General features: G+C 68.3%; 23 protein-coding genes. 14 read left to right on the top strand and 9 right to left on the bottom strand.

Features of this window, described 5'->3' with window-relative positions; translation table 11 throughout:
• Positions 1-16: 16 nt before the first annotated feature.
• The 6 genes from HOV91_RS24875 to HOV91_RS24900 all read left to right on the top strand — a co-directional run bounded on the left by HOV91_RS24875 (position 17) and on the right by HOV91_RS24900 (position 6,913).
• Positions 17-820, top strand: coding sequence for an enoyl-CoA hydratase/isomerase family protein (locus HOV91_RS24875; RefSeq protein ID WP_174187822.1), 804 nt, complete (start codon positions 17-19; stop codon positions 818-820).
• The gene (locus HOV91_RS24880) at positions 817-1,692 is read left to right on the top strand and encodes an enoyl-CoA hydratase/isomerase family protein (RefSeq protein ID WP_246350732.1); all 876 of its coding nucleotides are present in this window, start codon (positions 817-819) and stop codon (positions 1,690-1,692) included. Before HOV91_RS24875 ends, HOV91_RS24880 begins: the two co-directional genes overlap by 4 nt.
• Complete coding sequence (locus HOV91_RS24885; protein ID WP_174187823.1) at positions 1,692-3,179, top strand: class I adenylate-forming enzyme family protein; 1,488 nt, start codon at positions 1,692-1,694, stop codon at positions 3,177-3,179. Before HOV91_RS24880 ends, HOV91_RS24885 begins: the two co-directional genes overlap by 1 nt.
• The gene (locus HOV91_RS24890) at positions 3,176-4,774 is read left to right on the top strand and encodes a class I adenylate-forming enzyme family protein (protein ID WP_174187824.1); all 1,599 of its coding nucleotides are present in this window, start codon (positions 3,176-3,178) and stop codon (positions 4,772-4,774) included. The genes HOV91_RS24885 and HOV91_RS24890 overlap by 4 nt, the downstream gene beginning before the upstream one ends.
• The gene (locus tag HOV91_RS24895; protein WP_174187825.1) at positions 4,767-6,368 is read left to right on the top strand and encodes a class I adenylate-forming enzyme family protein; all 1,602 of its coding nucleotides are present in this window, start codon (positions 4,767-4,769) and stop codon (positions 6,366-6,368) included. The genes HOV91_RS24890 and HOV91_RS24895 overlap by 8 nt, the downstream gene beginning before the upstream one ends.
• A gap of 122 nt (positions 6,369-6,490) precedes the next feature.
• Entirely contained in the window at positions 6,491-6,913 is a 423-nt protein-coding gene (locus HOV91_RS24900; RefSeq protein WP_246350735.1) for a PaaI family thioesterase, read from the top strand.
• Between the two features lie 175 nt (positions 6,914-7,088).
• Here HOV91_RS24900 and HOV91_RS24905 read toward each other — a convergent pair whose 3' ends face one another.
• Positions 7,089-7,598: a DoxX family protein gene (locus tag HOV91_RS24905; RefSeq protein WP_174187826.1), complete on the bottom strand. Its 510-nt coding sequence runs from the start codon at positions 7,596-7,598 to the stop codon at positions 7,089-7,091.
• 199 nt (positions 7,599-7,797) lie between these two features.
• On the opposite strand from HOV91_RS24905, the gene HOV91_RS24910 reads away from it, so the two are divergent.
• The gene (locus HOV91_RS24910; RefSeq protein ID WP_174187827.1) at positions 7,798-8,985 is read left to right on the top strand and encodes an acyl-CoA dehydrogenase family protein; all 1,188 of its coding nucleotides are present in this window, start codon (positions 7,798-7,800) and stop codon (positions 8,983-8,985) included.
• A gap of 242 nt (positions 8,986-9,227) precedes the next feature.
• On the opposite strand, the gene HOV91_RS24915 is transcribed toward HOV91_RS24910, so the two are convergent.
• From HOV91_RS24915 to HOV91_RS24925, 3 genes are all read right to left on the bottom strand, one after another.
• The gene (locus HOV91_RS24915; RefSeq protein WP_246350745.1) at positions 9,228-10,898 is read right to left on the bottom strand and encodes an acyl-CoA synthetase; all 1,671 of its coding nucleotides are present in this window, start codon (positions 10,896-10,898) and stop codon (positions 9,228-9,230) included.
• A gap of 88 nt (positions 10,899-10,986) precedes the next feature.
• Entirely contained in the window at positions 10,987-12,435 is a 1,449-nt protein-coding gene (locus HOV91_RS24920; RefSeq protein WP_174187855.1) for a coniferyl aldehyde dehydrogenase, read from the bottom strand.
• 114 nt (positions 12,436-12,549) lie between these two features.
• A complete protein-coding gene (locus HOV91_RS24925; protein ID WP_174187829.1) occupies positions 12,550-13,359 on the bottom strand; it encodes an NAD(P)-dependent oxidoreductase in 810 nt (269 codons plus the stop codon).
• Between the two features lie 321 nt (positions 13,360-13,680).
• Here HOV91_RS24925 and HOV91_RS24930 point away from each other — a divergent pair, with 321 nt between their 5' ends.
• The 7 genes from HOV91_RS24930 to HOV91_RS24960 are packed head-to-tail and all read left to right on the top strand — an operon-like array spanning position 13,681 to position 20,277.
• Positions 13,681-14,523: a mycofactocin-coupled SDR family oxidoreductase gene (locus tag HOV91_RS24930; protein WP_174187830.1), complete on the top strand. Its 843-nt coding sequence runs from the start codon at positions 13,681-13,683 to the stop codon at positions 14,521-14,523.
• Between the two features lie 29 nt (positions 14,524-14,552).
• Positions 14,553-15,281 (top strand): 3-oxoacyl-ACP reductase FabG, encoded by a 729-nt coding sequence (fabG, locus tag HOV91_RS24935; protein WP_174187831.1) that lies wholly within the window; start codon positions 14,553-14,555, stop codon positions 15,279-15,281.
• On the top strand, positions 15,278-16,171 hold the full coding sequence (locus HOV91_RS24940; protein WP_174187832.1) for an HTD2 family dehydratase: 894 nt from the start codon (positions 15,278-15,280) through the stop codon (positions 16,169-16,171). Before fabG ends, HOV91_RS24940 begins: the two co-directional genes overlap by 4 nt.
• Positions 16,164-17,375 carry an acetyl-CoA C-acetyltransferase gene (locus HOV91_RS24945; RefSeq protein WP_174187833.1) on the top strand — a complete coding sequence of 404 codons (1,212 nt, stop codon included), beginning with the start codon at positions 16,164-16,166 and terminating at the stop codon, positions 17,373-17,375. Before HOV91_RS24940 ends, HOV91_RS24945 begins: the two co-directional genes overlap by 8 nt.
• A 9-nt stretch (positions 17,376-17,384) precedes the next feature.
• Positions 17,385-17,837, top strand: a complete 453-nt coding sequence (locus HOV91_RS24950) for a MaoC family dehydratase (protein WP_174187856.1) — start codon at positions 17,385-17,387, stop codon at positions 17,835-17,837.
• Positions 17,834-19,090, top strand: coding sequence for a CoA transferase (locus HOV91_RS24955; RefSeq protein ID WP_174187834.1), 1,257 nt, complete (start codon positions 17,834-17,836; stop codon positions 19,088-19,090). Before HOV91_RS24950 ends, HOV91_RS24955 begins: the two co-directional genes overlap by 4 nt.
• Positions 19,087-20,277: an acyl-CoA dehydrogenase family protein gene (locus tag HOV91_RS24960; protein ID WP_174187835.1), complete on the top strand. Its 1,191-nt coding sequence runs from the start codon at positions 19,087-19,089 to the stop codon at positions 20,275-20,277. The genes HOV91_RS24955 and HOV91_RS24960 overlap by 4 nt, the downstream gene beginning before the upstream one ends.
• A 116-nt stretch (positions 20,278-20,393) precedes the next feature.
• On the opposite strand, the gene HOV91_RS24965 is transcribed toward HOV91_RS24960, so the two are convergent.
• From HOV91_RS24965 to HOV91_RS24985, 5 genes are read right to left on the bottom strand one after another with little or no spacing between them, the layout of a single operon-like run.
• Positions 20,394-21,065 carry an Rv1363c family protein gene (locus tag HOV91_RS24965; RefSeq protein WP_174187836.1) on the bottom strand — a complete coding sequence of 224 codons (672 nt, stop codon included), beginning with the start codon at positions 21,063-21,065 and terminating at the stop codon, positions 20,394-20,396.
• A 38-nt stretch (positions 21,066-21,103) separates the two neighbouring features.
• Positions 21,104-22,414, bottom strand: a complete 1,311-nt coding sequence (locus HOV91_RS24970) for an MlaD family protein (protein WP_174187837.1) — start codon at positions 22,412-22,414, stop codon at positions 21,104-21,106.
• Complete coding sequence (locus HOV91_RS24975) at positions 22,411-23,520, bottom strand: MlaD family protein (RefSeq protein ID WP_174187838.1); 1,110 nt, start codon at positions 23,518-23,520, stop codon at positions 22,411-22,413. The genes HOV91_RS24970 and HOV91_RS24975 overlap by 4 nt, the downstream gene beginning before the upstream one ends.
• Positions 23,517-24,623, bottom strand: a complete 1,107-nt coding sequence (locus HOV91_RS24980) for an MCE family protein (protein WP_174187839.1) — start codon at positions 24,621-24,623, stop codon at positions 23,517-23,519. Before HOV91_RS24980 ends, HOV91_RS24975 begins: the two co-directional genes overlap by 4 nt.
• Positions 24,620-25,675: an MCE family protein gene (locus HOV91_RS24985; RefSeq protein ID WP_174187840.1), complete on the bottom strand. Its 1,056-nt coding sequence runs from the start codon at positions 25,673-25,675 to the stop codon at positions 24,620-24,622. Before HOV91_RS24985 ends, HOV91_RS24980 begins: the two co-directional genes overlap by 4 nt.
• Positions 25,676-25,679 lie beyond the last annotated feature (4 nt).

Below are 25,679 nucleotides of genomic sequence, written 5' to 3' on the forward strand. Positions count from 1 at the left end.
GCCCAGGAGGACAAGCATGCCGTTCGACACCATCGGCTACGAGGTCGACGGGCATACGGCCACGATCACGCTGAACCGCCCCGATGCTCTCAACGCGCTCAGCCCGCACATGATCACCGAGTTGCGCGCCGCCTACGACGAGGCCGAGAACGACGACAAGGTCTGGTTGCTCATCGTCACCGGAACCGGTCGCGCATTCTGCACCGGTGCTGATGTCAAGGCGATTCCCGGTGACGGAAAGGTGGTCAACGAGCGGCCGTACCTGTCGACCTATGAGCAGTGGGAGGCTCCCCAAGAGGGCACGCCTCCCTTTCGCAGCATGACCAAACCGATCCTGGCCGCCATCAACGGAATCTGTTGCGGCGCGGGTCTGGACTGGGTGACGACCGGCGATATCGTCATCGCCTCCGAGCGCGCGACCTTCTTCGACCCGCACGTCAGCATCGGGCTCGTCGCGGGCCGGGAAGTCGTCCGCCTGGCCCGGGTGCTGCCGCGGTCGGTGGCCCTGCGCATGGCGTTGCTGGGCAAGCACGAGCGGATGAGCGCCCAGCGCGCTTATGAACTGGGCATGGTCACCGAAGTGGTCGAGCACGAGCGCCTGCTCGAGCGAGCCAATGAGATCGGCGACATCCTCAATTCCAACGCGCCGCTCGCGGTTCGCGGCACCAGGCTGGCCATCGTCAAGGGTCTGGACCTGCCACTGCACGAGGCCGAGATGCTGGCCGAGTCGTTCCGCGAACGAGTCACCCGCACCGAGGACGCGCTCGAGGGCCCCAAGGCGTTCGTCGAGAAGCGGACCCCCGATTGGCAGTGCCGATGAACCCCGAAGCGCCGATGAATCCCGAAGCGCCGGCGAACCCGGAAACGCCGACGCGCACCGTCGCCGTGACGGACACCGGGTACCGCACCATCCTGCTCGACGTCGACGCGACGGACCGAGTCGCCACCCTCACCCTGAACCGTCCGGAGCGGCTCAACGCGTTCGATCGCACCATGTGCGAAGAGGTGCGCGACGCCTGGCACCGGATCAGGCTCGACGACTCGGTCAACGCGGTCGTCCTGCGTGCTGCGGGTCCCCGCGCCTTCAGCGCGGGACTCGATATCAAGGTTCCCTACGGTCAGCCCGCCGGGATCTGGCACCACGAGGATCCCGGCGAAGCGTTGAGCCCGAAGTGGCAGAAGATGTGGAAGCCGGTAGTGTGCGCGGTCCACGGGATGTGCACCGCCGGAGCGTTCTACTTCGTCAACGAGTCGGATGTGGTGATCTGCTCGGAGGAAGCCACCTTCTTCGACTCCCACGTCTCGGCCGGACTCGTCTGCGCGCTCGAGCCGATCGGGCTCATGCGCCGGGTCGGACTCGGAGAGACGCTGCGTATCGCGCTGATGGGCAACGACGAACGCGTGTGTGCCGAGACCGCGCTGCGTATCGGCCTGGTGTCGGAAGTCGTCGCACTCGAACAACTCTGGGCACGCGCGCACGCCATCGCCGCCATCATCGCGGCCAAACCGCCCTCGGCCACGCAGGGCACCGTGAAAGCGATCTGGGAATCGCTGGACAAGCCGTACCGGGCCGCGCTCGACCACGGCCTCATCTATACCCGCCTGGGCAATCCGATCGCCAAGGCGGAACTGGCGGCCGCGGCGGACGACCCACAGCGCCGAGCTGTTCCGACCGAACCGAGGATCCGTTGATGACCGACACCTATGACCATCCGCTGAGCCGGCGCATCGCCCATGTCCTCGATCTCTCCCCCGATTCCCGTGCTGTCGAATTCGACGGGAACTGGCACAGCTGGGGCGAACTCGGCGCGACCGCGCGCCGGATTCACGCGCAGGTGGCGACGCCGCGCCAGGTCGGCATCCTGCTGCGCAATCGCCCCGAGCACGTGGCGGCATTCCTGGGCGTGCTGCTCAGCGGTGGCAGCGTCGTCGTGATCAACCCCGCCCGCGGTGATGACCGCACCCGATCCGATATCGCCGCGCTGCGTCTTCCGATGATCATCGGCGGGCCCGAGGATCTGGCTTCCCTGGTCGCGCCCGGCACCGCGACACTTGCGATCACGGACCTGGACTCGGCGCCGGTTCCTCGCGGTGCGGTGCGGGACGGCGACGCGGGCACACCGATGCCCGGGGTAGCCGTCCGTATGCTGACCAGCGGGACCACCGGCCCGCCCAAGCGGGTCGACATCACCTACGACATGTTGGCGCGCAGCGTGATGGGCGCGGATCCCGAGCATGCGTCCGCTCCGGCCGTCCCCCGCCGCGGCGTCGCGATCGTCAATGCGCCTTTGGTCCACATCGGTGGCGTCTTCCGAATCCTGCAATGCGTCACCGAAGCCAGGCCGTTCGTCTTCCTGCCACGATTCGAACTCGAGCGCTGGGCGGCCGCCGTACGCACGTATCGGCCGGGCGCGGTGTCACTGGTGCCCGCGGCCCTGCGGATGGTGCTGCATTCGGACCTGGGCAAGGAGGACCTCGACAGCGTCCGAGTGGTCACCTCGGGCACCGCTCCGCTCTCGGCCGCCGACGCCGACGCTTTCCAAGAGAAGTTCGGTATCCCGGTCCTGACGTCCTATGCCGCGACCGAATTCGGCGGCGGCGTCGCGGGCTGGACGCTTCCCGACCACCAACGGTTCTGGAACGCCAAGCGCGGCAGTGTCGGCCGCGCGAGCGGAGGCGCGCGCCTGCGCGTGGTCGGCGACGACGGCACGGTACTCGGCGCGGACCAGCCCGGCCTGCTCGAGGTCAAACCCGGTCAGCTGGGGCCGGACGCGGACTGGATCCGCACCACCGACATCGCCCGGATCGACGCCGACGGTTTCCTGTGGATTCTGGGCCGCGCCGACCAGGCCATCATCCGGGGCGGATTCAAGATCATGCCCGACGACGTGCGCGCCGCCATCGAGGAGCATCCCGCGGTCCGCGGCGCCGCCGTCGTCGCCCGGCCCGACGAGCGTCTCGGCGAGACACCGGTCGCGATGGTGGAACTGCGCGCGGACCGCCGCGCCGACGTCGACGAACTGGTCGAGTACCTGGGCACCCGTCTGGCCCGTTACGAGATCCCCACCGAAATCGCCCTGGTCGACGCGATCCCCCGCACCCCGTCGGGCAAGGCGGACCTGTCCGCAATCCGGCGTCACTTCGGGGTCACCACCGCATCGGCGACGGGGCGACCATGACCACCGACGCACTCACCGTCGCACGGATACTGCGTGAGCAGGCCAGGGCCCGTCCCGAACAGCCGCTGCTCATCTGCGACGACGAGCGCCTCGACTACGGCTCCGCCCAGCGGCGCTCGGCACGGCTGGCGCGCGGGCTCATCGCCCTCGGCGCGGGCAAAGGCACGCACGTCGGTCTGCTCTATCCCAACGGAGGCGACTTCGTCGTCGGAGCGCTCGCGGCGGCGCGGATCGGCGCTGTGGTCGTGCCCTTCTCGACCTTCGCGACGGCACGGGAGATCCATCAGCAGCTCGTCGACGCCGATGTCCGGATCCTGCTGGCCACCGCGAATTTTCGCGCGCACGATTACGTCGATCGGCTCACCGAGGTGCTCAGCGCCTCGAAGTTCGGTGCGGGCGGACGCCTGCTGTGCGGTGACGTACCCCAACTGCGCCACCTCGCGATCAGTTACGGCGACGACGCCCGCCGCCGGGTCCGGGACATCGCCGGTCTGGACCAGCTGGCGAATGCGGTCGACGAAAGGCTGCTCGAGGCGATGGACGGCGATGTCGACGCTGCCGATCCGCTCGCCATCGTCTACACCTCCGGCACCACGAACGCTCCCAAAGGCGTCGTGCACACCCACGGCGCGCTGCTGGCCCATCAGCGCAATCTCAACGGCATCCGCGGCCTGACCGAGTCGGATGTGTTGTTCTGCAACTCGCCGTTCTTCTGGATCGGCGGATTCGCCTTCGGCCTGCTCGCGACCCTGGTGGCCGGTGCGACGCTGGTCTGCTCGAATGCCGATCCGGAGGCGACCCTCGATCTGCTCGAGCGCGAGAAGCCGACCGTAACCAACGGATTCGCCGCGGGGGTCGCGCATCTCGCCGGGCACCCGAGTTTCGCGGGACGCGATCTATCCAGTATGCGCCGAGGCAACCTGTACCCGATCATGCCCGAGGAACTGCGGCCCAGCGATCCCGAGCTGCGCCACAACATGCTCGGCATGACCGAGGCGGGCAGCGTCGTGCTGCTCAGCGCGGACGAGAGCGACCAGCCCGAACACCGGCGCGGGTCGTTCGGGAAACCGGCTCCCGGCTTCGAGATCCGCGTCATCGACCCCGGCTCGGGCGGCCGGGTGGCCGATGGAGAGGTCGGTGAGCTGTGCATTCGCGGGCCGTACGTCATGCAGGGTTACTACAAACGCAGCCGCGAGGAATGTTTCGACCCCGACGGCTGGTTCCACACCGGCGACCTCGTACGCGTCGACGACGACGGATTCGTCTACTACCTCGGCCGGCGGGGATCGATGATCAAGACCGCCGGCGCGAACGTCTCGCCCACCGAAGTCGAGAAGGCCATCACCAAGATCACCGATGCGGTCGCGCACGTGATCGGGCTTCCCGATCCGGACCGCGGTCAGGTGGTCGCCGCCGTGCTCGTGACGGCGAACGGGACCGCGGTCGACGACGCCGATCTGCGGGAGCGACTGAAGAGCGAGTTGTCGGCGTACAAGATACCCAAGCGATTCGTCTCCGTACCCGCTGCCGGCATTCCGCTGCTCTCCAGCGGCAAGGTCGATGTCCAACGACTCAGAAAGCTGTTCGATGCCTGAAGAAGTCGCGACGACCGCGCGCACCGTCGACGAACTGGTACGCCTGCGCGCCGTGCACGACGGGCCGAAGCCCGCGGTGATCGATCCGGCCGATCGCATGACCTATGCCGACCTGGACACCACGACGAAGCGGCTGGCGGCATCCTTCGTGGAGGCGGGCATCGGCAAAGGAACCCGAGTCGGCCTGATCCTGCCGAACGGGACCGAGTGGGTGCGGATCGCCGTGGCACTCACCCGAGTCGGCGCGGTCCTTGTGCCGCTGAGCACACTGCTGAAGACGCCGGAACTGATCGCGCAACTGCGGGTCGCCGCGGTGGAATACCTGATCGCGACCGAGGAATTCCGCGGGCACCGCTACCACGACGGGCTGCACCGCGCCCTCGATCTACCCGCTGTCCCCGGTGTGCCGATCCAGCATCCCGAGCTGCCCGCGCTGCGACTGATCTGGACCGTCGAGCAGACGACAACTCTCCCCGCCGACGGGGACGCGGCGGAGGTCGCTGTGCGCTCGGCCCGTACCGTAACGGCCGCCGATCCGCTGGTCATCATGTTCACCTCGGGCAGTCGCGGCACCCCCAAGGGAGTGGTCCACTCGCACGGCAGTGCGTTCGGCGCGGTCCGATCCGGCCTGCACGCCCGCTGCATCGACGGTGACACCCGGTTGTACTTGCCGATGCCCTTCTTCTGGGTCGGGGGTTTCGGCGGCGGCGTGCTGTCGGCGCTGCTGGCGGGAGCGACACTGGTCACCGAAGAGCTACCGCGCCCGGAGACCACGCTCCGATTGCTGGAGCGCGAACGCGTCACCTTGTTCCGCGGCTGGCCCGACCAGGCCGAAGCCTTGGCGCGCCGGGCGGAGACTGCCGACGCCGATCTCTCGGCGCTGCGGCCGGGCAGTCTGGACGCGCTCCTGCCCGCCGCGCATCGCGCGCGGCCCGGCGCTCGCGCGAACCTCTTCGGCATGACCGAATCCTTCGGGCCGTATTGCGGCTTCCCCGCCGACACCGATATGCCCGACTCCGCGGCGGGCAGCTGCGGCCGGCCGTTCGACGGGATGCAGGTACGCATCACCGACCCGGCGGACGGCACACCCGTGCCCGCCGGGTCGATCGGTGAGATCCAGCTGCGCGGACCGCATCTACTGCGCGGGATCTGCCGGAGAACCCGCGAGGATCTGCTGACGGTCGACGGCTACTACCGCACCGGAGACCTCGGGCGGCTCGATGACGCTGGATTCCTGTTCTACCACGGTCGATCCGACGACATGGTCAAGATCAGCGGAGCGACGGTGTACCCGAGCGAGGTGGAGAAGGCCCTGCGTGGTGTCGACGGGGTGGCCGGCGCCTTCGTCACCGATGTCGACCTCGGCCACGGTGCGCAGGTGGCGGCCGCGGTCGTATGCCCCGGATCGGCTTCGGCGCGAAGCCTGCGCGCCGCGGTGCGGGAGTCGCTCAGTTCGTTCAAGATCCCGACCGTCTGGCTGTTGCTCGACTCCGACGAGAGCGTCCCCCGTGGCTCGACCGGGAAGGTAGACATCGTCGCTCTACGTGAGTTGTTGTGCCGCAAGGGATATCCGGCCGAAGCCACGAACGGGTGACGCGGATGTGAGTCGCAACACCTGGGCGAACGCCGAGCGCCCACATATACTGAAAGTAATACAGTAATGGTTACGTATCGGATTCCGGCGGACGTCGATACGCGGCGGCGAAGTGAGCGGACATGATGACATCCCTTCGAGAGATCAGCGGACTCCTCGACCACATCGGATTCCGTAAGGAATCCGATCCCGAGGGGGCGCTGGTCTGGGAACTTCCCGTCGCGCCCCACGTGGTCAACACCTCCGGCGGACTCCAGGGCGGGCTGATCGCGACGCTCGCCGACATCGCGGCGGGCACCCTGGCCCTGGAGACCCGCCCGCCCGACACGGGTGTGGTCACCTCGGACCTCAGCGTGCGGTACTTCCGCCCGATCACCAGCGGAGTGGCGCGTGCGGTGAGCAGGATCGTGCACGCGGGCAAACGATCGATCGTGGTGCAGGTAGAAGTGTTCGGCGGACCGGACGACACACTGGCCGCGCTCGCCACGGTCAACTTCGCGACCGTGAATTTCGCGACGGACGGCTCGGCGTCGGCGAAGTCCTGACCGGAGCAGACCATGGCGGCCCGATCCAGAATGGTCGGGCCGCCGTCATTCTCCGACGGCGCGGGCATTCCGCGGCGCGGTTGCACCGCGGCGAACGACACCTGCCCGAGCCTGCGATCGGGAACGCCGCGGCTCTCGTCACGCGCTTCGCTCGGCATTCCATGTCCCCGTCCGTTCAGGACTCGCCGGGCGCGGGTGGCCGGTAGAACAGCGCGAGCTGACCGGCGCCGGCCACGAGGCCGAGTCCGGCAGCGATGCCGAAGCCCCACCAGCCGTCCACTCGGTCCGCGCCGAGGATCAGTTCGTCGATGCTGACCTGCCCCGGACCGAGAGTGGCCACGCTCACCGCAGCGACCGCGAGCACCAGGTTGTATTCCCACCCTTCGCGGACGATGAAGAATCCGTTGGATCTGTGCACGGTCCAGGCGGCCACCAGCATGAGCGCGACGAAACCCGCGGCGGCGACCGGGGTGAGCAGCCCGAGGGCCAGTGCGATGCCCACACCGATCTCGCTGCCCGCCGCGAGACGCGCGTGCACGATGCCCGGCTTCATCCCGATGCTGTCGAACCATGCCGCCGTGCCGGGTATCCGCCCGCCCGCGAAGAATTTGTTGTAGCCGTGCGCGGCCATGGTGAGCCCGAGGCACACTCGTAGAATCAGCACACCGGCGTCGTACGCAGTCATCGGCACCCTGCCCGATCCAGCGAGGTCCGCGCGACGCACACCAGTGTCGAAGCAATTCCCGTATTACATACCGCTAGCATTACAGTAATGTTAGACATTCCGAGCGCGTGGTCAAGCGAACGCACGTGAGACGCGCGAACGTCCATGCGATACAACGAGCACAACGGCGCCGGATCGCCGTGCACGAGGAGGCCCTGCCATGACGAGCGCGTCCACCGGAGCCGGTGTGGTCACCGCGGAGGATTTTCGTGAAATACTCGCCCAGACCAAGGATTTCGTGCGAAATATCGTCATGAAGCGCGAGCGGGAGATCGCCGAGCACAACCGCATGCCGGAGGAGATCGTCCAGCAGGCCAAGGCCATGGGCCTGTACGGCTACGCCATCCCCCAGGAGTGGGGCGGGCTCGGCCTCGATCTCGCCCAGGACGTCGAATTGGCCATGGAACTCGGGTACACCACGCTCGCGTTGCGCTCCCTGTTCGGCACGAACAACGGCATCGCGGGCCAGGTGCTGGTCGGATTCGGCACCGAGGAGCAGAAGTCCCGATGGCTCGAGCGCATCGCCTCGGGAGCCGTCGTGGCCTCGTTCGCACTCACCGAGTCGGGCGCCGGGTCCGATCCCGCCGCGCTGCGCACCACGGCGGCCAGGTCGGGTGCGGACTGGACCATCAACGGCGAGAAACGTTTCATCACCAACGCGCCGGTCGCCGATCTTTTCGTCGTCTTCGCACGCACCCGTCCGGCCGACGAGAACGGCGCGGGCATCTCGGTGTTCCTGGTCCCTGCCGACAGCCCCGGCGTCGAAATCGGCCCGAAGGACCGAAAGATGGGCCAAGAGGGAGCGTGGACCGCCGAGGTGTACTTCCGCGACGTCCGGGTCGGCGCGGAAGCGCTCGTGGGCGGTAACGAGGACATCGGATATCGCGCCGCCATGACGTCGCTGGCCCGGGGGCGCGTGCATATCGCGGCACTCGCCGTCGGCACTGCCCAACGCGCCCTCGACGAGTCCGTCGCCTACGCCGCGACGGCTACCCAGGGCGGCACGCCCATCGGGCGGTTCCAACTGGTGCAGGCGCACCTGGCGGATATGCAGACCGGGGTGATGGCCGGCCGCGCACTGGTGCGCGACGCCGCGCGCGCATGGGTGGCCGGCGAAGACCGGCGGATCGCGCCGTCGGTGGCCAAGCTGTACTGCACCGAAATGGCCGGGCGGGTCGCGGATTCGGCCGTCCAAGTGCACGGCGGCACGGGATACATGCGCGATGTCGCCGTGGAGCGGATCTACCGGGACGTCCGGCTGTTGCGCCTGTACGAGGGCACCAGCGAAATCCAGCGGTTGATCATCGGAGGCGGCTTGGTGCGGAACGCCGAGCGAGCGGCGAAGTAGCGGGATCGACAGGGCGTGCCGCGCCACGGTTGCGCGGCTACGTCGTCCGGGTGGGCCTCCGGGCACGGGAAGCCGTTGGGTCCCATGCCCCGGTCGCTGTCTGCGATGTCCGAGGTGCGATCTGTCCGGGTCGCGACAAACAGTGCCCAGGGTCGCCGAGTCCACGAACGGCGTCGAATCGGAAATTATGCCCTCGGACGACGGCTACCGGAAATCTCCGCCGCCCGAGGGTTCTCTCCGGATCAGCGTTCGGCGACGGCCTGTTCACGGGCCCACCGATAATCGGCCTTACCGGCCGGACTGCGGCTGATGGCAGGGCGGAAGACGACCGCCTTGGGCAGCTTGTAGCGGGCGATGGATTGCCCGGCATGCTCGACCAGGTCGTCGGCATCGGCGGCAGCGCCTTCGACGAGTTCGACGACCGCGACCACCTCTTGCCCCCAGCGCTCGCTCGGACGGCCGACCACCAGCACGTCGGCGACAGCGGGATGGGACGCGATCGCCATTTCGACCTCCTCGGCGAAGATCTTCTCGCCGCCGGAATTGATCGTGACGGCGTCGCGGCCGAGCAGCTCGATGGTCCCGTTCTCGAGGTGACGCGCACGATCGCCGGGAAGCACGTATCGCACACCGTCGATGACGGGGAAGGTCGCCGCGGTCTTGGCGGGGTCACCCTTGTACCCGAGGGGCGTGTACTGGCGTTTCGCGAGCCAGCCGAGACCCTCGTGACCGGGCTCGAGTACCGCGCTGAAGTCCTCGGCGACGACTCGGGTATCCAGACCCGCCGTGAAGGTGCCCGTCGAGACGAACCCTGCGGCCGAGACGTGATGCAGCTGGGTTCCCGTTTCCGACGACCCGACGCCGTCCAGCACCACCAGGCCGGGCACCGCCTCGATCCACTGTCGCTTGACCTTCGGCGTGAGCACCGCGCCGCCGTTGGCGAGCGCGGCCAGCGACGAGACGTCGGCGATCTTCGATTCCACCGCGGCGAGCAATGGCCGAGCCATGGCATCGCCCACCACGATCGCGATCGCCGCCCGCTCGCGCTCGATCGTCCGCGCGATCTCCGCGCCGTCGATCCGGTCCACCACGGGGGAGAACACGATCGACTGACCGGTCGTCATGGCGGTCAGCACCGCCCACTGGGCCGCGCCGTGGATCAGCGGCGGCAGGAGCAGAAGTTTGACGCCGGGATTCGCGGCCGCGCGGGCGCCGATCTCCGCATAGGAGTTCACCGCGGTGCCGCTGTTCACGTCACGGCCCCCGCAGGCGGCCATGTAGATGTCGTGCTGGCGCCACAACACGCCCTTCGGCATCCCCGTGGTGCCGCCGGTGTACAACACATAGAGGTCGTCGGGCGAGGGTGTCACCGGCGGCGGCACCGGTTCGGTGGAGGCGAGGACCGTCTCGTAATCGACGGCGCCGTCGAGCAATTCGTTGCCCGAGTCGTCGGCGATCTGGATCAGCACCCGCAGCTGGGGCAGTTCGGAGCGAATCTCGGCCACTCTCGGCGCGAACGTCGCGTGGTAGACGAGCGCTGTCGCGCCCGCGTCCGCCAGCAGATGCTGCAGCTCGCTCTTCACGTAGCGGTAGTTGACGTTGAAAGGCGCGACGCGGGCGCGGAACGCTCCCACCATGCTCTCGACGTACTCGTTGCCGTTGTAGGCGTATATGCCGAGCAGATCCTGGCCGACCTCGTGCCCCGCGAGCTCCGAGCGCTCCGTGTGACAGCCGAGCCCCTGCGCGTGCAGGTAGGCGGCGAGTCGCTCGGACCGCTCGGCGACCTGCGCGTAGGTGTGCCGTCGATCGCCCTGGATGAGGAGATCCCGATCCGGGAGCGCCGCCGCGGCGGCGTCGGCGGCGCCCACGAGAGTGAATTGCGCCGAATCGGACCCGGTCGCGGAAGGGGACAACGTGACTCCTAGTTTGTCGGCCGCGCGCCAGCGCACGCGTCGGGGTTTGGCGGGGAAGCGAGGAGGACTCGGGGCCGGGGCGGACGCCTCAGGCGGCATCGCCCCTCGGCAGACGTCCGCGCACGCGGCGGCGGGTACGCCAGCGCGCGGCCCGCAGCGCCAGATCGATGAATTTCGCGGTCCTGCGATCGAACGGCGGCGCGGCGATGCTGGTGATCGCCACCGGCAGGTCGGTCCCCGCGACAGTGCGCAGATGACTGAAGGTATCGAAACCGGTTTTCCCGTGGTAGGCGCCCATTCCACTGTTGCCGACACCGCCGAACGGCGCCTTCTCGGAGAACATGTGAATCGCGAATTCGTTGCGCGCGATTCCCCCGCTGCGGGTTCGGTCGACGAACCTGCGGAAATCCGCCCGGTCCGGACCGTACCAGTACGCGACCAAGGGTGACGGTCGGGCGTTGACGTAGTCGATGACCTCGTCGAGGCTCGAGTACGGACGGATCAGCAGGACCGGACCGAAGATCTCCTCAGAGGCGATGCGCATGTCGTCGCCGACGTCACGGACCAGGGTCGGCGCGATCTTGCGCGCGACGGGGTCGGGCAGCGTCTCCCCCTCCGGTGCGAGCGTTTGCACCCGTGCTCCTCGGGCCCGTGCGTCTTCTACCAGCGCGAGCACCCGCTCGTAGTTGGCCGCGTCCACCGAGGCGGTGTAGTCGTCGTTGGTCAGTATCGAGGGGAACATGTCGCGCAGTTGGGCACTGAGCGCGTCCGCGAAGCGATCGACGCGGTCAGCGGGTACGAAGACGTAGTCGGGGCAGACGCACACTTGTCCGCCGTTGACCATCCTGGCGCGGGCGATCCGGTTCGCCGCACGGTCGAGGTCTGCGTCCGGCGCGACCACCACCGGATTCTTTCCCCCGAGTTCCAGTGTCACCGGGACCAGGTTCTCGGCCGCGGCCCGCTGCACCAGGCGCCCCACACCCGTCGATCCGGTGAAGAAGAGGTGGTCGAGCGGCAGACGGGTGAAGGCGGCGCCGACATCCGGTCCCCCGGTCACGACGGCCAGCTCGGACGGATCGAAATACCGCGCGGCCAGCGAACGGGTCAGTTCCGCGGTATGCGCGGTGATCTCGGACATCTTGATCATGACTCGGTTGCCCGCGGCGAACGCCGAAGCCGCAGGCACCACGACCAACTGGAGCGGGAAATTCCACGGACCGATGATGCCGACCACCCCGAGGGGCGAGGGATGCACTTCGGTGCGGATGCCGTACAGGCGCGAGAGCCGGCTCGCCCGCACCGGGCGCATCCACCGCGCGACGTGCGAGCGCGTGTGCTCGAACGCGGTGAGCATTCCCAGGATCTCCGCGAACAGCGTCCCGGTCCGCGAGCGAGTGCCGAAATCACGCGACATCGCGTCGGCGAAATCGTCGATGTTGTCCAGGACCATGGCCAGCAGCCGGTCGATCCGATCGCGGCGCACCGCCGCCGAGGGCGGTCCCTCGCGCAGGAACGCTCGCCGTTGCAGGTCCAGGATGGCGGTCAGCTCGGCCGGGTCGGTGACCTCACCGTTCGGTCTCCTCCGCGCGGCGTCCTGGACAGGCTCTTCGGTGGTCGTGATGTCCATGGTCGGGATCTCTCCGATGCGAAGTCAGGTCAAGTCGAACGGACCGGCGGTGATCGCGGCGCCCAGCGCGCCGAGGTCGATGCCGAGATCGGCGGTGGCGGTCAAGCAGGCGGCGACGTCCTTGCGCAGGAACGGCGCGGCGCGTTTCTCGAATTTCGCGAAACCACCGGTACGCCGGATCGAGTCGGCCGCGAAGCTGTTGCCGCTCGCCACCGACAGCGCGTCCAGCAGCTGACCGTCCTCGATGCCCAATTGCCTGCCCACCTCGGCGGCCACGGCCACCAATTGCGCGTTGGCGGCGAACAGCGCGTTGTTCACCAGCTTCACGCCCAGTGCACTGCCCAGCGCACCCGTCGCGATGACGGTGCTAGCGTAGGCGGCCAGCACCGGACGCACCGCTTCGACCGCTTCGGACGGCCCGCCGAGCAATACCGTCAGCCTGCCGTTCGCGATGTCCTCGGCCGACCCACTGACCGGTCCGTCGAGCAGAACGGGGCCGTCCGGGCGCTCGGCGGCCAGGCTCTTGATCGTCGAGACCGCTCCGGTGGTATGCGATACCACCACCGCGTCGGGCCGCGCCGTCGCGAGCACCCCGCCGCTCCCGCTCAACACCTCCGCCAACTGCTGATCGGAGAACAAGCACGCGATGATCACGTCGCTGGACGAGGCCGCCTCACGCACGGAATCCACGACTTCCGCTCCGGCGGCCCGCAGGCGTTCCCGCACCGGTTCCCGCCGGGCGTACACGATGGTCCGATGGCCCGCCGCTACCAGTCGAACCACCATCGGCTCGCCCATCTGGCCCGCCCCTACGAACCCGACGACCTGCGACATCCGCGCACTCCTCACTCGCACCGAACCCGGTCCGCCACCGCGCGACGACGCGGCCAACCCGAATGGACAATCATCCAGTAAGCGCAACTGTAACAGTTCTACCGCCGGCCGCGCAGCCGTATACGGGACGTCGATCCACAGACCGAACCGCCACCGCGAACCCGATCTCACGGAGACCTTGTGCCGCGCTCACCCAGCCCAATACAGTTACGGCACGCGGCTATACCGTTGTGTTTACGATATTACATACGATAGATAATTCCGGCGGCCCGGATCCGCCTGGATCAGCACTTCTTTCCACCGACCGGCGATACTCGCCCAATGACAGCACGAGGAGACCACGTGACCGGCCGACACACCGACAAGGTGGCATTGATCACTGGCGCGGCGCGCGGACAGGGCCGCGCTCACGCGGTGCGCCTGGCGAGCGAGGGCGCCGACATCATCGCCGTGGACATCGCGGGCCCGCTGCCCGCGGCTGTCCCCTACGATTCGGCGACGCCGCAGGATCTCGACGAGACGGTACGCCTGGTCGAAGCCACCGGCCGCAGGATCGCCGCCGCCACCGTCGACACCCGGGATCTGGACGGACTGCGCGAGGCCGTGGACGAGGGCGTCGGCGCGCTGGGGCGTCTCGACATCATCGTCGCCAACGCGGGCATCTGCATCCCGCAGGTGTGGAACGAGATCACCTCCGAGTCGTTCCGCGACGTCATGGACGTGAATGTCACCGGTACCTGGAACACGGTGGTCGCCGGAGCTCAGCACATCATCGATGGGGGCCGCGGCGGCTCGATCATCCTGATCGGCTCTGCCGCGGGCGTGAAGATGCAGCCGTTCATGGTGCACTACACGGCCAGCAAGCACGCGGTGACGGGCATGGCCCGGGCTCTGGCCGCCGAACTCGGCAAGCACCGGATCCGGGTCAACAGCCTCCACCCGGGTGCGGTGAACACGCCCATGGGCAGTGGCGACATGGTCGCCGCGCTCGGGCACGCGCTGAAATCCAATCCGCAACTGGGACAGATGAATACCCCGTTCCTGCCCGACTGGGTGGCCACGGCCGAGGATGTCGCCGCCGCGGTGAGCTGGCTCGCCGATGACGAGTCCCGCTACATCACCGCGACCCAGATCTCGGTGGACCTGGGCGCCACTCAGTACTGAACGCAGGCCGTGCGGAAAGGATCTATGCCATGTCACTTCTCCAGGGCCGTGTCGCGGTTGTCACCGGCGGGGCGCAAGGAATCGGTCTCGCCATCGCGTCGACCTTCCTCCACGAGGGCGCGCGCGTGGTCGTGGGTGATCTGAACCCCGATCCGGCCCGCGAAGCCCTCGGCTCGGACGGCGTACGGGCCGTCCGCTGCGACGTGACCCGCGCCGAGGACGTCGCGGCCTTGCTGGACACCGCGCTGACCGAGTTCGGCTCGGCGGACATCATGGTCAACAACGCGGGCATCACCCGCGACGCCTCCATGCGCAAGATGACCGAGGAGGATTTCGACCAGGTCGTCTCGGTGCACCTGAAGGGCACCTGGCACGGTACGAGGCTCGCGTCGGCGATCATGCGCGAGCAGGGGCGGGGAAGCATCGTCAACATCTCCTCGCTGTCGGGCAAGGTCGGCATGGCCGGACAGACCAACTATTCGGCCGCGAAGGCGGGGATCATCGGACTGACGAAGGCCGCGGCCAAGGAGACGGCCCGATACGGCGTCCGGGTGAATGCCATTCAGCCCGGCTTGATCCGCTCCCCCATGACCACCGCGATGCCCGAACACGTCTGGGACCAGAAAATGTCGGAAATCCCGATGTCGCGGGCCGGCGAACCGGAGGAGGTCGCGAACGTCGCGCTGTTCCTGGCTTCGGACCTGTCGTCCTATATGACCGGCACCACGCTGGAGGTAACCGGCGGGCGGTTCATGTGACCGACTGGGAGCCACATACCGTTGTCACCGCGGAATTCGTCGATCCGGCCCCGGTCGCCGCGCTGAGCGCGGTCCTGGATTCGGGCGCGCGACCGGTCGGCGCCGGTGATCCGCTGCCGCCGTTGTGGCACTGGGCGGCGCTGGCCCGCTGGCCCCTGTCGTCCTCGATCGGCCCCGACGGGCATCCCGCTCGCGGGTCGTTCCTGCCACCGGTGGATCTGCCGCGGCGCATGTTCGCCGGTGGCGAGGTCCGCCTGCACGAAACGGTGGCCATCGGCTCGACGGTGCGACGCGAGGCGCGCGTGGTGTCGGTGACGCCCAAGACCGGGCGCACGGGCCCGCTGGTGGTGGTCGACGTCGAGATTCGCCTCTACACCGAACGCGGCACTCTCGCCGTGGTGGAACGACAGAACCTGATCTATCGTGACGCGGCGAAGCCGGAGTCCTCCAACCGCACACCGCCTTTCGCTGCGGAAACGCTGGGTTCGCCGCTGCTGCGGCGGGCGGAATGGGACTGGGAGCTGCGCACCGACCCCACCGTGCTGATGCGGTTCAGCGCTGCCACGGCCAACCCCCATCGCATTCACTACGACTGGCCCTACGCGACCGGAGTGGAAGGGTATCCGGGTCTGGTGGTGCACGGGCCGCTCATGACGCTGGCGCTGGCCGAGGCCATTCGATGGGAGCGCCCCGATCCGGCTCCCGTACGCCTGCGCCACCGCAACCTGGCTCCCCTGTTCTGCGCCGAACCCGCCCGCATCCGCCGCCGCGACGATCCCGACGCCGAACTCGCGCTCGCCGTTGCGTCCGGTGACAACACACCCCGACCCGTCGAACACACTGTCCTGATTGCCGATTTCACCGTTGACGGAGGCCGAGCCCATGCGTGAAGCAGTGATCTGCGAACCTGTCCGCACCCCTATCGGGCGCTACGGCGGAGCTTTCGCCTTGCTCAGCGCCGTCGACCTGGGAGTCATCGCCCTGCGCGGCTTGCTCGAGCGCACCGGAATCAACATCGAGATCGTCGATGACGTGGTCCTCGGCCACTGCTATCCGAGCAGCGAAGCCCCCGCGATCGGCCGTGTCGTCGCTCTCGACGCCGGGCTTCCGGTGACGGTCGGCGGCATGCAGATCGACCGACGCTGCGGATCGGGGTTGCAGGCCGTCATCCAAGCGGTCATGCAGGTCAACAGCGGCGCGAGCGAGGTGGTGATCGCCGGTGGCGTGGAGAGCATGACCAACACCCCGTTCTACTCGCTCGACATGCGATGGGGCGGTGCGCGCGGCGGTGTTCGCGTCCACGACGCACTGGCCCGCGGACGCGAGACCGCGGGCGGGAAGCATCACCCGGTACCCGGCGGCATGCTGGAAACCGCGGAGAACCTGCGGCGGACCTATGCGATCCCCCGCGAGGAACAGGATCGGCTCGCGCTGACCTCGCATCAGCGAGCGGTCGCGGCCGCGCGCGGCGGAGCGAGCGCCGAGCAGATCATCCCGGTCACGGTCTCCTCCCGCGAAGGCGATTCGGTGGTGGACACCGACGAGCATCCCCGCGCCGACACCACCCTCGAATCGCTGGCGGCGCTGAAACCGGTGCGGGTGAAGATCGATCCGGAGTCGACGGTCACCGCGGGCAACTCCAGCGGACAGAACGACGCCGCGTCCATGTGCCTGGTGACCACCCGGGAGAAAGCAGAACAACTCGGCCTCACACCGCTGGTCACGCTGAAGTCGTGGGCCGTGGCGGGTGTGCGGCCGGACATCATGGGCATCGGGCCGGTCCCGGCCACCGATGCCGCGCTCCGCCACGCGGGACTCGCATTGGCCGAGATCGATCTGATCGAATTGAACGAGGCGTTCGCCGCTCAAGCGCTCGCGGTCATGCGGGAATGGAAATTCGGCGTAGGGGATCTCGACCGCACCAACGTGCACGGCTCGGGTATTTCCCTCGGTCATCCGGTGGGCGCCACCGGCGGCCGGATGCTGGCCACCCTCGCAAGGGAGATGCACCGCCGCGAGGTGCGCTACGGCCTGGAGACGATGTGCATCGGCGGGGGCCAAGGCTTGGCCGCCATCTTCGAGAGAGTGGCGTGAACCATGGCCATGCGCACCTTCAGCTCCCTCGACGATCTGTCGGCCGCGATCGGCGAAACGGTCGGTCCGGGACCGTGGTTCACGATCGACCAGGACCGCGTGGACGCGTTCGCCGACTGCACCGGTGACGACCAGTGGATCCACGTGGATCCCGGGCGCGCCGCCGAGGGCCCCTACGGCGCGACCATCGCGCACGGCTACCTGACCCTGTCGATGATCCCGTTCCTCGGCCGCGACCTCTACGCCATCGACTTCGGCACAGCCCGAGTCAACTACGGCAGCAACAAGGTCCGATTCCCTTCCGCCGTCCGGGTCGGTACCAGGGTGCGGGCCTCGGCGACGCCGGTCGACCTGCGTGTCGAGACCTCGCGTGGGCTGCTCACCGTCCGGTGGGTCATCGAGAACGAGGGGCAGGACAAGCCGGTCCTGGTGGCCGAGACCCTCACGGTGGTGATGCTGTGACCGCCGAAGCGGGGCCGGCGCCGTCGGCCGCGCGCCCCTTGGCGGGGCTGCGCGTCGTCGAGATATCCAGTTTCGTCGCGGCGCCCCTGGCCGGCATGACCCTGGCCCAACTCGGTGCGGAGGTGATCCGTATCGATCCGATCGGCGGTGCGGCCGACCGCCATCGATGGCCGCTCACCGATCACGGCGCGAGCATCTATTGGGCCGGGTTGAACAAGGGCAAGCGCTCACTGGTCACCGATCTGCGTTCACCGGCCGGGCAGGAGCTCGTCGCCCGGCTGATCGCCGAGAGTGGGCCGGGCGGCGGCATTCTGCTCACCAACGCGGTGGGCCGGGAGTGGCATGGCTACGACGCACTGGCGCGGCTGCGCCCGGACCTGATCCATCTCGAGATTCCCGGCCGCGCGGACGGCTCGACCGCGGTCGACTACACCGTGAACGCCGCGACCGGATTTCCGCTGGTCACCGGGCCTTCGGAGTACGAAGGGCCGGTCAATCACGTAGTGCCGGTCTGGGATGTCACCTGCGGGCTGTACGCCGCTCTGGCGATCACCGCGGCAGTGCGCCACCGCGAAGCCACCGGCCAGGGCAGTCGCCTCGTCGTCCCGTTGGACGATGTCGCGCTGGCCACGGCGGGCAACCTCGGATTTCTCGCCGAGGCCGCGCTGTGCGGACGGGAACGACCGCGCCTCGGCAACGCCATCTACGGCCAATACGGCCAGCACTTCACCAGCGCCGACGGTGTTTCCTTCATGGTCGTCACCTTGACCGGACGGCATTTCCGCGACCTGGCGCAGATCACCGGCACGACCGCCGCGGTGACGGCACTGGCCGCGGCGCTCGGAGCGGACTTCGCCGACGAAGGCGACCGGTTCCGGCATCGCGACGTGCTCACCGCCCTGTTCACCACCTGGTTCCGCGAACATTCCGCCGCCGATATCGCCGACGCGCTCGGCACGACCTCGGTGCTTTGGGACCGCTACCGCACCTTCGCCGAACTCACCACGGACCCCCGGGTCACCGAGAACCCGATGTTCACGGTGCTGCGGCAGCCCGACCTCGGCGACCACCTTGCCCCCGGTGCACCGATCTCGGTCGACGGCGGCCATATTCCCGCCCGCATCGCGCCCCGGCTCGGCGAGCACACCGAAGCCATCCTGCGCGACGAACTCGCCATGACCGATGAAGCCATCGCCGGCTTGCGGGGCGCGGGAACCATAGGCACCGACTCGACCGAACGGATTCCTCGATGAAACTCGGACAAACCCACGGCCTGACCGAGGTTCAGGCCGAAATCCTCTCCACGGTGCGCGCCTTCGTGGACAAGGAGATCATTCCGGTCGCTCAGGAGCTCGAGCACACCGACACCTATCCGCAGGCCATCGTCGATCGCATGGCGGAAATGGGCCTGTTCGGGCTCATGATCTCCGAGGACTACGGCGGCCTCGGTGAATCCCTGCTGACCTACGCCCTGTGCGTCGAGGAACTGGCGCGCGGCTGGATGAGCGTCTCCGGTGTCATCAACACCCACTTCATCGTCGCCTACCTGCTCGCCCAGCACGGCACCCCGGAGCAGAAGCGGCATTTCCTGCCGCGGATGGCGACCGGCGAGGTGCGCGGCGCGTTCTCCATGTCCGAGCCCGAACTGGGCTCGGACGTGGCCGCCATCCGCACCAGGGCCGTGCGCGACGAGTCGGGCGCCTACACGCTCGACGGCCGGAAGATGTGGCTGACCAACGGCTCGACGGCGACGGTGGTCGCCGTGCTGGTACGCACCGACGAAGGCCGCGAACGTCCGCACGACAACCTCACCACCTTCCTGCTCGAGAAGCCCGCGGGCTTCGGCGAGGTCGCGCCCGGCCTGACGATTCCGGGCAAGATCCCCAAAATGGGCTACAAGGGCATCGACACCACCGAGATGCTGCTCGACAACCACGTCGTCACCGCGGACGCCGTCCTCGGCGGCGCGCCCGGTCAAGGCTTCAAGCAGATGATGGACGGCATCGAAGTCGGCCGCGTCAACGTCGCGGCGCGGGCCTGCGGGATCGCCTTGCGCGCTTTCGAACTGGGCGCGCGCTACGCCCAGCAGCGCACGGCGTTCGGCAAGCCCATCGTCGAACATCAGGCCATCGGGTTCTCGCTGGCCGAGATGGCCACCAAGGTCGAGGCGGCCCACCTCATGATGGTCAACGCGGCCCGTCTGAAGGATTCCGGTCAGCGCAACGATGTCGCCGCGGGCATGGCGAAGTACCTGGCCAGCGAATTCTGCAACGAGGTCACCCAGGCCAGTTTCCGCATCCACGGCGGATACGGATACTCCACCGAATACGAGATCGAACGTCTCATGCGCGAAGCGCCGTTCATGCTCATCGGCGAAGGGACCAGCGAGATCCAGAAGCGAATCATCGAGAAAGGGGTCCTGCGGGACTACCGACTCTGATACGGGGTGCGGGAGCCGCCTTCATGGGCGCCGCCACAGCGGCGCCCGGCGATGGTCTCGACGAGCAGGTCCGGGGGTCCGTTTCCGCCCCCACGCGGACTGCATCGCGGAACAGGTCAGGGGATGGACACCCGGCTCGCCAGCCAGCGGCCGTCGACCAGCTCCATCGTCATCATGACGCGGCTGCGATCCACCCGGGGATCGGCCGATGCCGTGTTGGACACCGTCTGATCGATGAACAGCAGCACTTCCACCTTCGTCGAGGTCACCGATTTCACGGCCGCGTCGAGCACCGTCCCCTTGCCGGTGGCCTTGTTGTCCAGCAACAGCTGACGCAGCTGTCCGCTGGAGCGCGTGTACATGTCCCTGAACTCCCCGGTCGCCCCGTCGAGCACCGCGGTGAAGTCGCGGTCGAGGTTCGTGGAATCGACGCTGGTCAATGTCACGGCGTAGGCACGGGCCGCCGCGAGGCCCGCCGCCGCGGCGTCGTCGGTGTCCTTCTCCTGCTTCAACTGCCACCCGAAGATCACCGCGAGCACCACGGCCGCCACGGCGACCAGCACGAGCAGCGGGATACGGATCTTGCGCCAGATCAGCGCGAGAACCATGCGGCGGATCGCCCACTTGGACGGCATCACGAATTCGGGCTCGGCAGGTGGATCCGTCGCCTCGTCGGCGGGCGCGGTCACCGTCTCGTCCGCGGAAGCCGCCGGTGGTACTTCCGTCGACGGCTCGTCCTTCTCGGTGGCGTGCTCGTCGGTGGTTGCGCGGTCGGTCTTCTGAGTCATCACAGTTTCCTCGGGTCGACGAAAGTGGGCTGGGTCGTTCACCTGGGTGGAGCGGGAATCGGTTGCCCGGAGCCGACCAGCGGCAACGGCATGGGCAGCGAGAACGGGCCCACCGGAGTGGGTGTGGCCGTCCGATCGGCGGGTTCACCCGGCGGTGGTGGGCCGGGAATGCGCTCCCCCGGCGGCCGAGGCGCGTTGTGCGCGCCGCGGACCAGGATCGACGGGTTGTCGTCCGGGCAGTAGGTGTAGAGGTAGGGTTCGGCGTAGTCACCGACCGACGGCGGCTTGCGCGGCAGGTCGTAGACGCAGGTGTATCGCGGATACAGGCTGACCAATCCCCAGAGGCCGCCATCGTGCATCACCATCGCCAACGCGTCGAGAGTCGATCCGGCGCGCTGGGTCGGAAAGAAGAACTCTCGCATGGCCGGAACGCGTGTATTCGTCAGCTGGGCGACGGTCGAAAGGTTCGTCAGCATGCCGACGACCGCCGCGGAGTTGTCCGCCAGCACCGCGTCCAAGGCGGTGAGGGTTCCCGGCGTCGCACCGAGCAGGTCGGCGAAACCTCCGGTCTTCGCCTCCACTCCGCGCATGAACTTCGCCGCGTCGGCCGAGAATCGAGTCAGACCCTCCGACCCTGTGCCGAGGGTCGACAGCACCGTCTTGCTGTCGCGCACCAGTCCGACCGTCTGCGGGAGCACGGAATCCAGCGTGGCGACCAAGAAGATCCCGCCGTCGAGGATGTCCTTCAGTTTCTGCGGCCCCTCCGGCCCCACGCCCAGTTCGTCGACCACCGAGGCGAGCCGGGCCGGATCTATCTGCGCCAGAGTGGAATCGAGAGCGCCGAGCATCTGCCACAGCGGCGTCGGCGTCGAGGTCCGTTCCGGTGCGATCTCCGCACCGTCGACCAGGAACGGCCCGGTCGACCGGGTGGGCCGGAAATCCAGGAACTGCTCCCCCGCCGTCGACAGGCTGATCACATCGACCGTGCCGTCGTCGGGCACCCGCACCTCGGCGTCGATGCTCGCCACCGCGATCACTCCGCCCGGTTCGAACTCGATCGACCTCACCTCGCCTATCGGCACTCCGCGCAACGTCACGTCTTGGCCGGGCAGCAGCCCGCCGGACTGCGCGAGATGCACCCGCACCGTGATGGTCGCCGCCGTCGGATCGACGCCGAGCGCTCCGAAGACCAGATACGTCGCTCCGACCACCGCGGTGACGCCCAGCGCCACCGCCGACAGCGCGAGCCGATGCGGCCGTCCGCCGCGCACTACGCCGAGCAGCAGCCGCGCCGGCGCGTCCGCGGCCACGGCCGCGAACGCGACGACGCGGCTCCGGCCCGCGCTCATCGTCCCGGTCCCAGGACGCGCTCGCGCAGCGTGAGCAGGGTGTAGGTGAGCGAACCGACCAATGCCTGCCAATCGCTCGCATCGGGTACCCGGCTCCCGGGATCGGCCTCGTGGAACGGGTCGGGCAAGGCGCCCACCGCGAAGTCCTCCAGGTCGACGTTGCCGTGCGCGGACGTGCCGCTCGTAAGCTTGACGACCGAGGGCAGCAGAGCGTTCAGCGCGGCGAGGCTCGCGCCCGGATTCAAGACGGCGTCGTTGAGCCCCGCGGAGATCCGGTCCAGGTTCGCGATGAGCCCGCCGATCTCACCACCGCGCAACACCGGGAACTTCGCCAGTTGGGCGCTGATCTCGTCGACCTGCCGGATGAGCGCGAGCGCCTGTTGCGCACTGCCCTCGATGGTCGCCGCCGCCGGACCGGCGACACGGACGAAGTCGTCGATCACGCCGCGTTGGGCCGCCAATTCGGCGACCAGCCTGTTGGTTTCGGCCAGCGCGACGCGAATGTCGTCGGACCTGGCGGCCAGAGCCGTGACCAGCTCGGTCGACTGGTCCAGCAGGGCCCCGACGTGGTCGCCGCGATCGCCGACCGACCGCCCCAGCCCGTTGACGACGCTGGTCAGATTCCGGATGGCGCCCCCGTTGACCAGCAGCGACGCCGTGGTCAGCAGTTCCTCGACGGTCGCCGCCGCCGACGTCGACTGGACCGGAATGGTGTCGCCGTCACGCATGGACGCGGTCGCGGGCGAGACATCGGCCGGCGCGTCGAGTGCCACGTAGACGTCACCGAGCGGGGTCGCGGTGCGCAACTGCGCCCGCGTACCGACCGGCAGGGCGACGTCCGCTCGGATACGCAGCGTCACCAGAGCCGTGTAATCGGCGACGCTCATGTCCGCCACTTCGCCGACGTCGGCTCCCGCCAGCCGGACCTTCGCCTTCTCCGGGAGGTTGAGCGCGTTCGCGAAACTCGCTCTGATGGTGTAGCCGGACTCGCCCGAGCCGGGCGCCGACAGCGGCAGATCACCGAGTCCTACCGAACATCCCGATGTCGTCACCAGTACGGCCGCCGCGAACGTCGCGGTCGTCAGCACCGAATACCTGGTTCTCATCGAGGCAACCTACTCATCGCTTCCAACATGTCGGTGATCCCGAAATCCGGTCCGAAGTCCTGCAATGTTCCTGTGCTGCAACCCAGTTGACGAAGACCCAGGATGTTGCACACCTCCTTGACCATCTGACCGTCGAAGACGACCCGGTCGAGCAGCGCGTGGATCCTGGCACCGCCCGCCTGTTGATCGACCGCGTTGTAGCCATTGGCCAGCAGCATCGGTGCCAGGTCCAGGAATTCGGCCAGCTGGTCGCGGTAGTCCGCGAGGGATTTCATGACGGTGCCCGTATCGGAGACCGCGGATCGCAGCGCCTCCCGGTTGGCCGTCAGCAGGTCGTCGGCCTGGCGCAGGACAGCGGTGATCTGCGCGCCGGTCGTCCCGGAGCCGATATCGAGTTGCGCGAGCAGATCACCCAGTTGTCCCGACGCGGCACCGAATTCGCGGATGACCTGATCACCGCGCGCGGCGGCGGCGACCAGCACGGATAATTCGTTCACGATCTGGGTCACGGCGTCCCGCGTCCCGGCCCCCGCGTCGTCGCCGAGCCGCAGCGCCCGCGACAACTCGTCCATGGTGGCGCGCAATTGTTCGCCGTTACCGCCGGTGGCCGAGGAGGCGACGGCGAGCAGCCGTGCGATCGGGCCGTCACCGGGCTGTTGTCCCTCCAGTTCGCCGGACATACGGTCGGCCATCGCGATCAGCCGGTCCACGCCGACCGGTGTCCTCGTATGGTCCGGCCCGAGCCGGGCGCCGTCACGTAAGGTGTCCCCGCCCCGGTACACGGGCGTGAATTCGACGTGCCGGTCGGTCAGCACCGAGGTGGACAATGTCACCGCGGTGGCGTTCGCCGGGATCTTCGCATCGCCGTCGACGCGCATGGTCACTTCGACGTACGCGCCCTTCGGCGCGATGCCGGTCACCTCGCCGACCGGCATCCCCAGGACGGCGACGGCGTTGCCGACGTACAGGCCCGCGGCACTGTCGAACTGGGCCACCACCGTGATGTCGGCCGGACCGCGGTTCAGCGGAGCGCTCGCGCAGCCCACGACCGCGCAGACCCCGAGGACCGCCACGGCGCGCACCACCCTGAATATCGTTCTCATCGGCAATCTCCGAAGTACTTCGGCAGGTCGGCCTGCTCGGCGCGCCCGCTCAACGCGCACATCCACGAATCCACCAGCACACCGGCGGGAGAGTTGAAGTCCACGGAGTTCCCGTTCCCCGACGCGTTGGTCAGGTTGCGAACCGTGACGGGCAGGATCTCCAAGGTGTTGCGCAGCAGATCGTCGTGGCGGGCGAGACTGCCGAGCAGGCCGTTGAGTCCACGCAGCAGGTCGTCGAGCTTCGGCCGATCGTCGACCACGATGCCGCGGACCTGATCGACCAGCCGCGTGGTCGCCGACATCAGCATCTCGATCACCTGCCTACGAGCGGCTATGTCGTTCAGCAGATCTCGTCCGACGGTGAGGATGGCCGAGACGTCGGCTTCCTGAGCGGTGACCATCGAAGTCAGTTGACGCACTCCGGCCAGCAGTGCGCCGAGTTCGTCGCGTCGGCTTCCGAGGATGCTCGCCAGCGCCCGAACATTGGCCAGCATGCCCGGCAGGACGGCGGGGACGCCGTCGAGTTGGGTGGCCAATGCGTCGAGGGATCGGCCGATCTGCGCGGCGTCGACCTGCTCGAAAGTGGTGGTGGCGTTCTCGAGCGCCTGCTGGAGATCATAGGGTACGGCGGTGTGCGACAACGGGATTCTCCGGTCGGAAAGCTTGCCCGCACCCGCGGGCCGCACTTCGACGTAGCGCGCGCCGAGCAAAGTGGTCAGTTTGATCGCCGCCGTGGTTTCGCCGCCGAGCGCCACATCGTCGGCGATGCGCATGGTGACCACGACCCGGTCGCCCGCCAGTTCCTGATCGGTGACCGAACCGACCGGGACGCCGGCGACGGTGACGCCGTCACCGACGCGCAGCCCCGCCGCTTGGGCGAATTCGGCTTGGTAGGTGCGCTGGCCGATGCCCAGGGAATTGAAGCCCACCGCGGCGGCGAGAACCGCGATCAGCACGGTCAGCGCGGTGACTCCCAGTACGCGCGGATCATGCGCTTCGAGCGGCCGCCGGATCACGCGGACCAGGCGGCCGACGTAGGTCGATGATGTCATGGCT

Origin of the sequence: Nocardia barduliensis (genome assembly GCF_013315795.1) — a bacterium.
Classification (GTDB): Bacteria; Actinomycetota; Actinomycetes; order Mycobacteriales; family Mycobacteriaceae; genus Nocardia; species Nocardia barduliensis.

Excerpts from the sequence above, each read along its gene's own strand:
- HOV91_RS24875 (WP_174187822.1), top strand. The coding sequence starts at position 17 with ATGCCGTTCGACACCATCGGCTACGAGGTCGACGGGCATACGGCCACG.
- HOV91_RS24880 (WP_246350732.1), top strand. The coding sequence starts at position 817 with ATGAACCCCGAAGCGCCGATGAATCCCGAAGCGCCGGCGAACCCGGAA.
- HOV91_RS24885 (WP_174187823.1), top strand. The coding sequence starts at position 1,692 with ATGACCGACACCTATGACCATCCGCTGAGCCGGCGCATCGCCCATGTC.
- HOV91_RS24890 (WP_174187824.1), top strand. The coding sequence starts at position 3,176 with ATGACCACCGACGCACTCACCGTCGCACGGATACTGCGTGAGCAGGCC.
- HOV91_RS24895 (WP_174187825.1), top strand. The coding sequence starts at position 4,767 with ATGCCTGAAGAAGTCGCGACGACCGCGCGCACCGTCGACGAACTGGTA.
- HOV91_RS24900 (WP_246350735.1), top strand. The coding sequence starts at position 6,491 with ATGATGACATCCCTTCGAGAGATCAGCGGACTCCTCGACCACATCGGA.
- HOV91_RS24905 (WP_174187826.1), bottom strand. The coding sequence starts at position 7,598 with ATGACTGCGTACGACGCCGGTGTGCTGATTCTACGAGTGTGCCTCGGG.
- HOV91_RS24910 (WP_174187827.1), top strand. The coding sequence starts at position 7,798 with ATGACGAGCGCGTCCACCGGAGCCGGTGTGGTCACCGCGGAGGATTTT.
- HOV91_RS24925 (WP_174187829.1), bottom strand. The coding sequence starts at position 13,359 with ATGTCGCAGGTCGTCGGGTTCGTAGGGGCGGGCCAGATGGGCGAGCCG.
- HOV91_RS24930 (WP_174187830.1), top strand. The coding sequence starts at position 13,681 with ATGACAGCACGAGGAGACCACGTGACCGGCCGACACACCGACAAGGTG.
- fabG (WP_174187831.1), top strand. The coding sequence starts at position 14,553 with ATGTCACTTCTCCAGGGCCGTGTCGCGGTTGTCACCGGCGGGGCGCAA.
- HOV91_RS24945 (WP_174187833.1), top strand. The coding sequence starts at position 16,164 with ATGCGTGAAGCAGTGATCTGCGAACCTGTCCGCACCCCTATCGGGCGC.
- HOV91_RS24950 (WP_174187856.1), top strand. The coding sequence starts at position 17,385 with ATGCGCACCTTCAGCTCCCTCGACGATCTGTCGGCCGCGATCGGCGAA.
- HOV91_RS24960 (WP_174187835.1), top strand. The coding sequence starts at position 19,087 with ATGAAACTCGGACAAACCCACGGCCTGACCGAGGTTCAGGCCGAAATC.
- HOV91_RS24965 (WP_174187836.1), bottom strand. The coding sequence starts at position 21,065 with ATGACTCAGAAGACCGACCGCGCAACCACCGACGAGCACGCCACCGAG.
- HOV91_RS24970 (WP_174187837.1), bottom strand. The coding sequence starts at position 22,414 with ATGAGCGCGGGCCGGAGCCGCGTCGTCGCGTTCGCGGCCGTGGCCGCG.
- HOV91_RS24975 (WP_174187838.1), bottom strand. The coding sequence starts at position 23,520 with ATGAGAACCAGGTATTCGGTGCTGACGACCGCGACGTTCGCGGCGGCC.
- HOV91_RS24980 (WP_174187839.1), bottom strand. The coding sequence starts at position 24,623 with ATGAGAACGATATTCAGGGTGGTGCGCGCCGTGGCGGTCCTCGGGGTC.
- HOV91_RS24985 (WP_174187840.1), bottom strand. The coding sequence starts at position 25,675 with ATGACATCATCGACCTACGTCGGCCGCCTGGTCCGCGTGATCCGGCGG.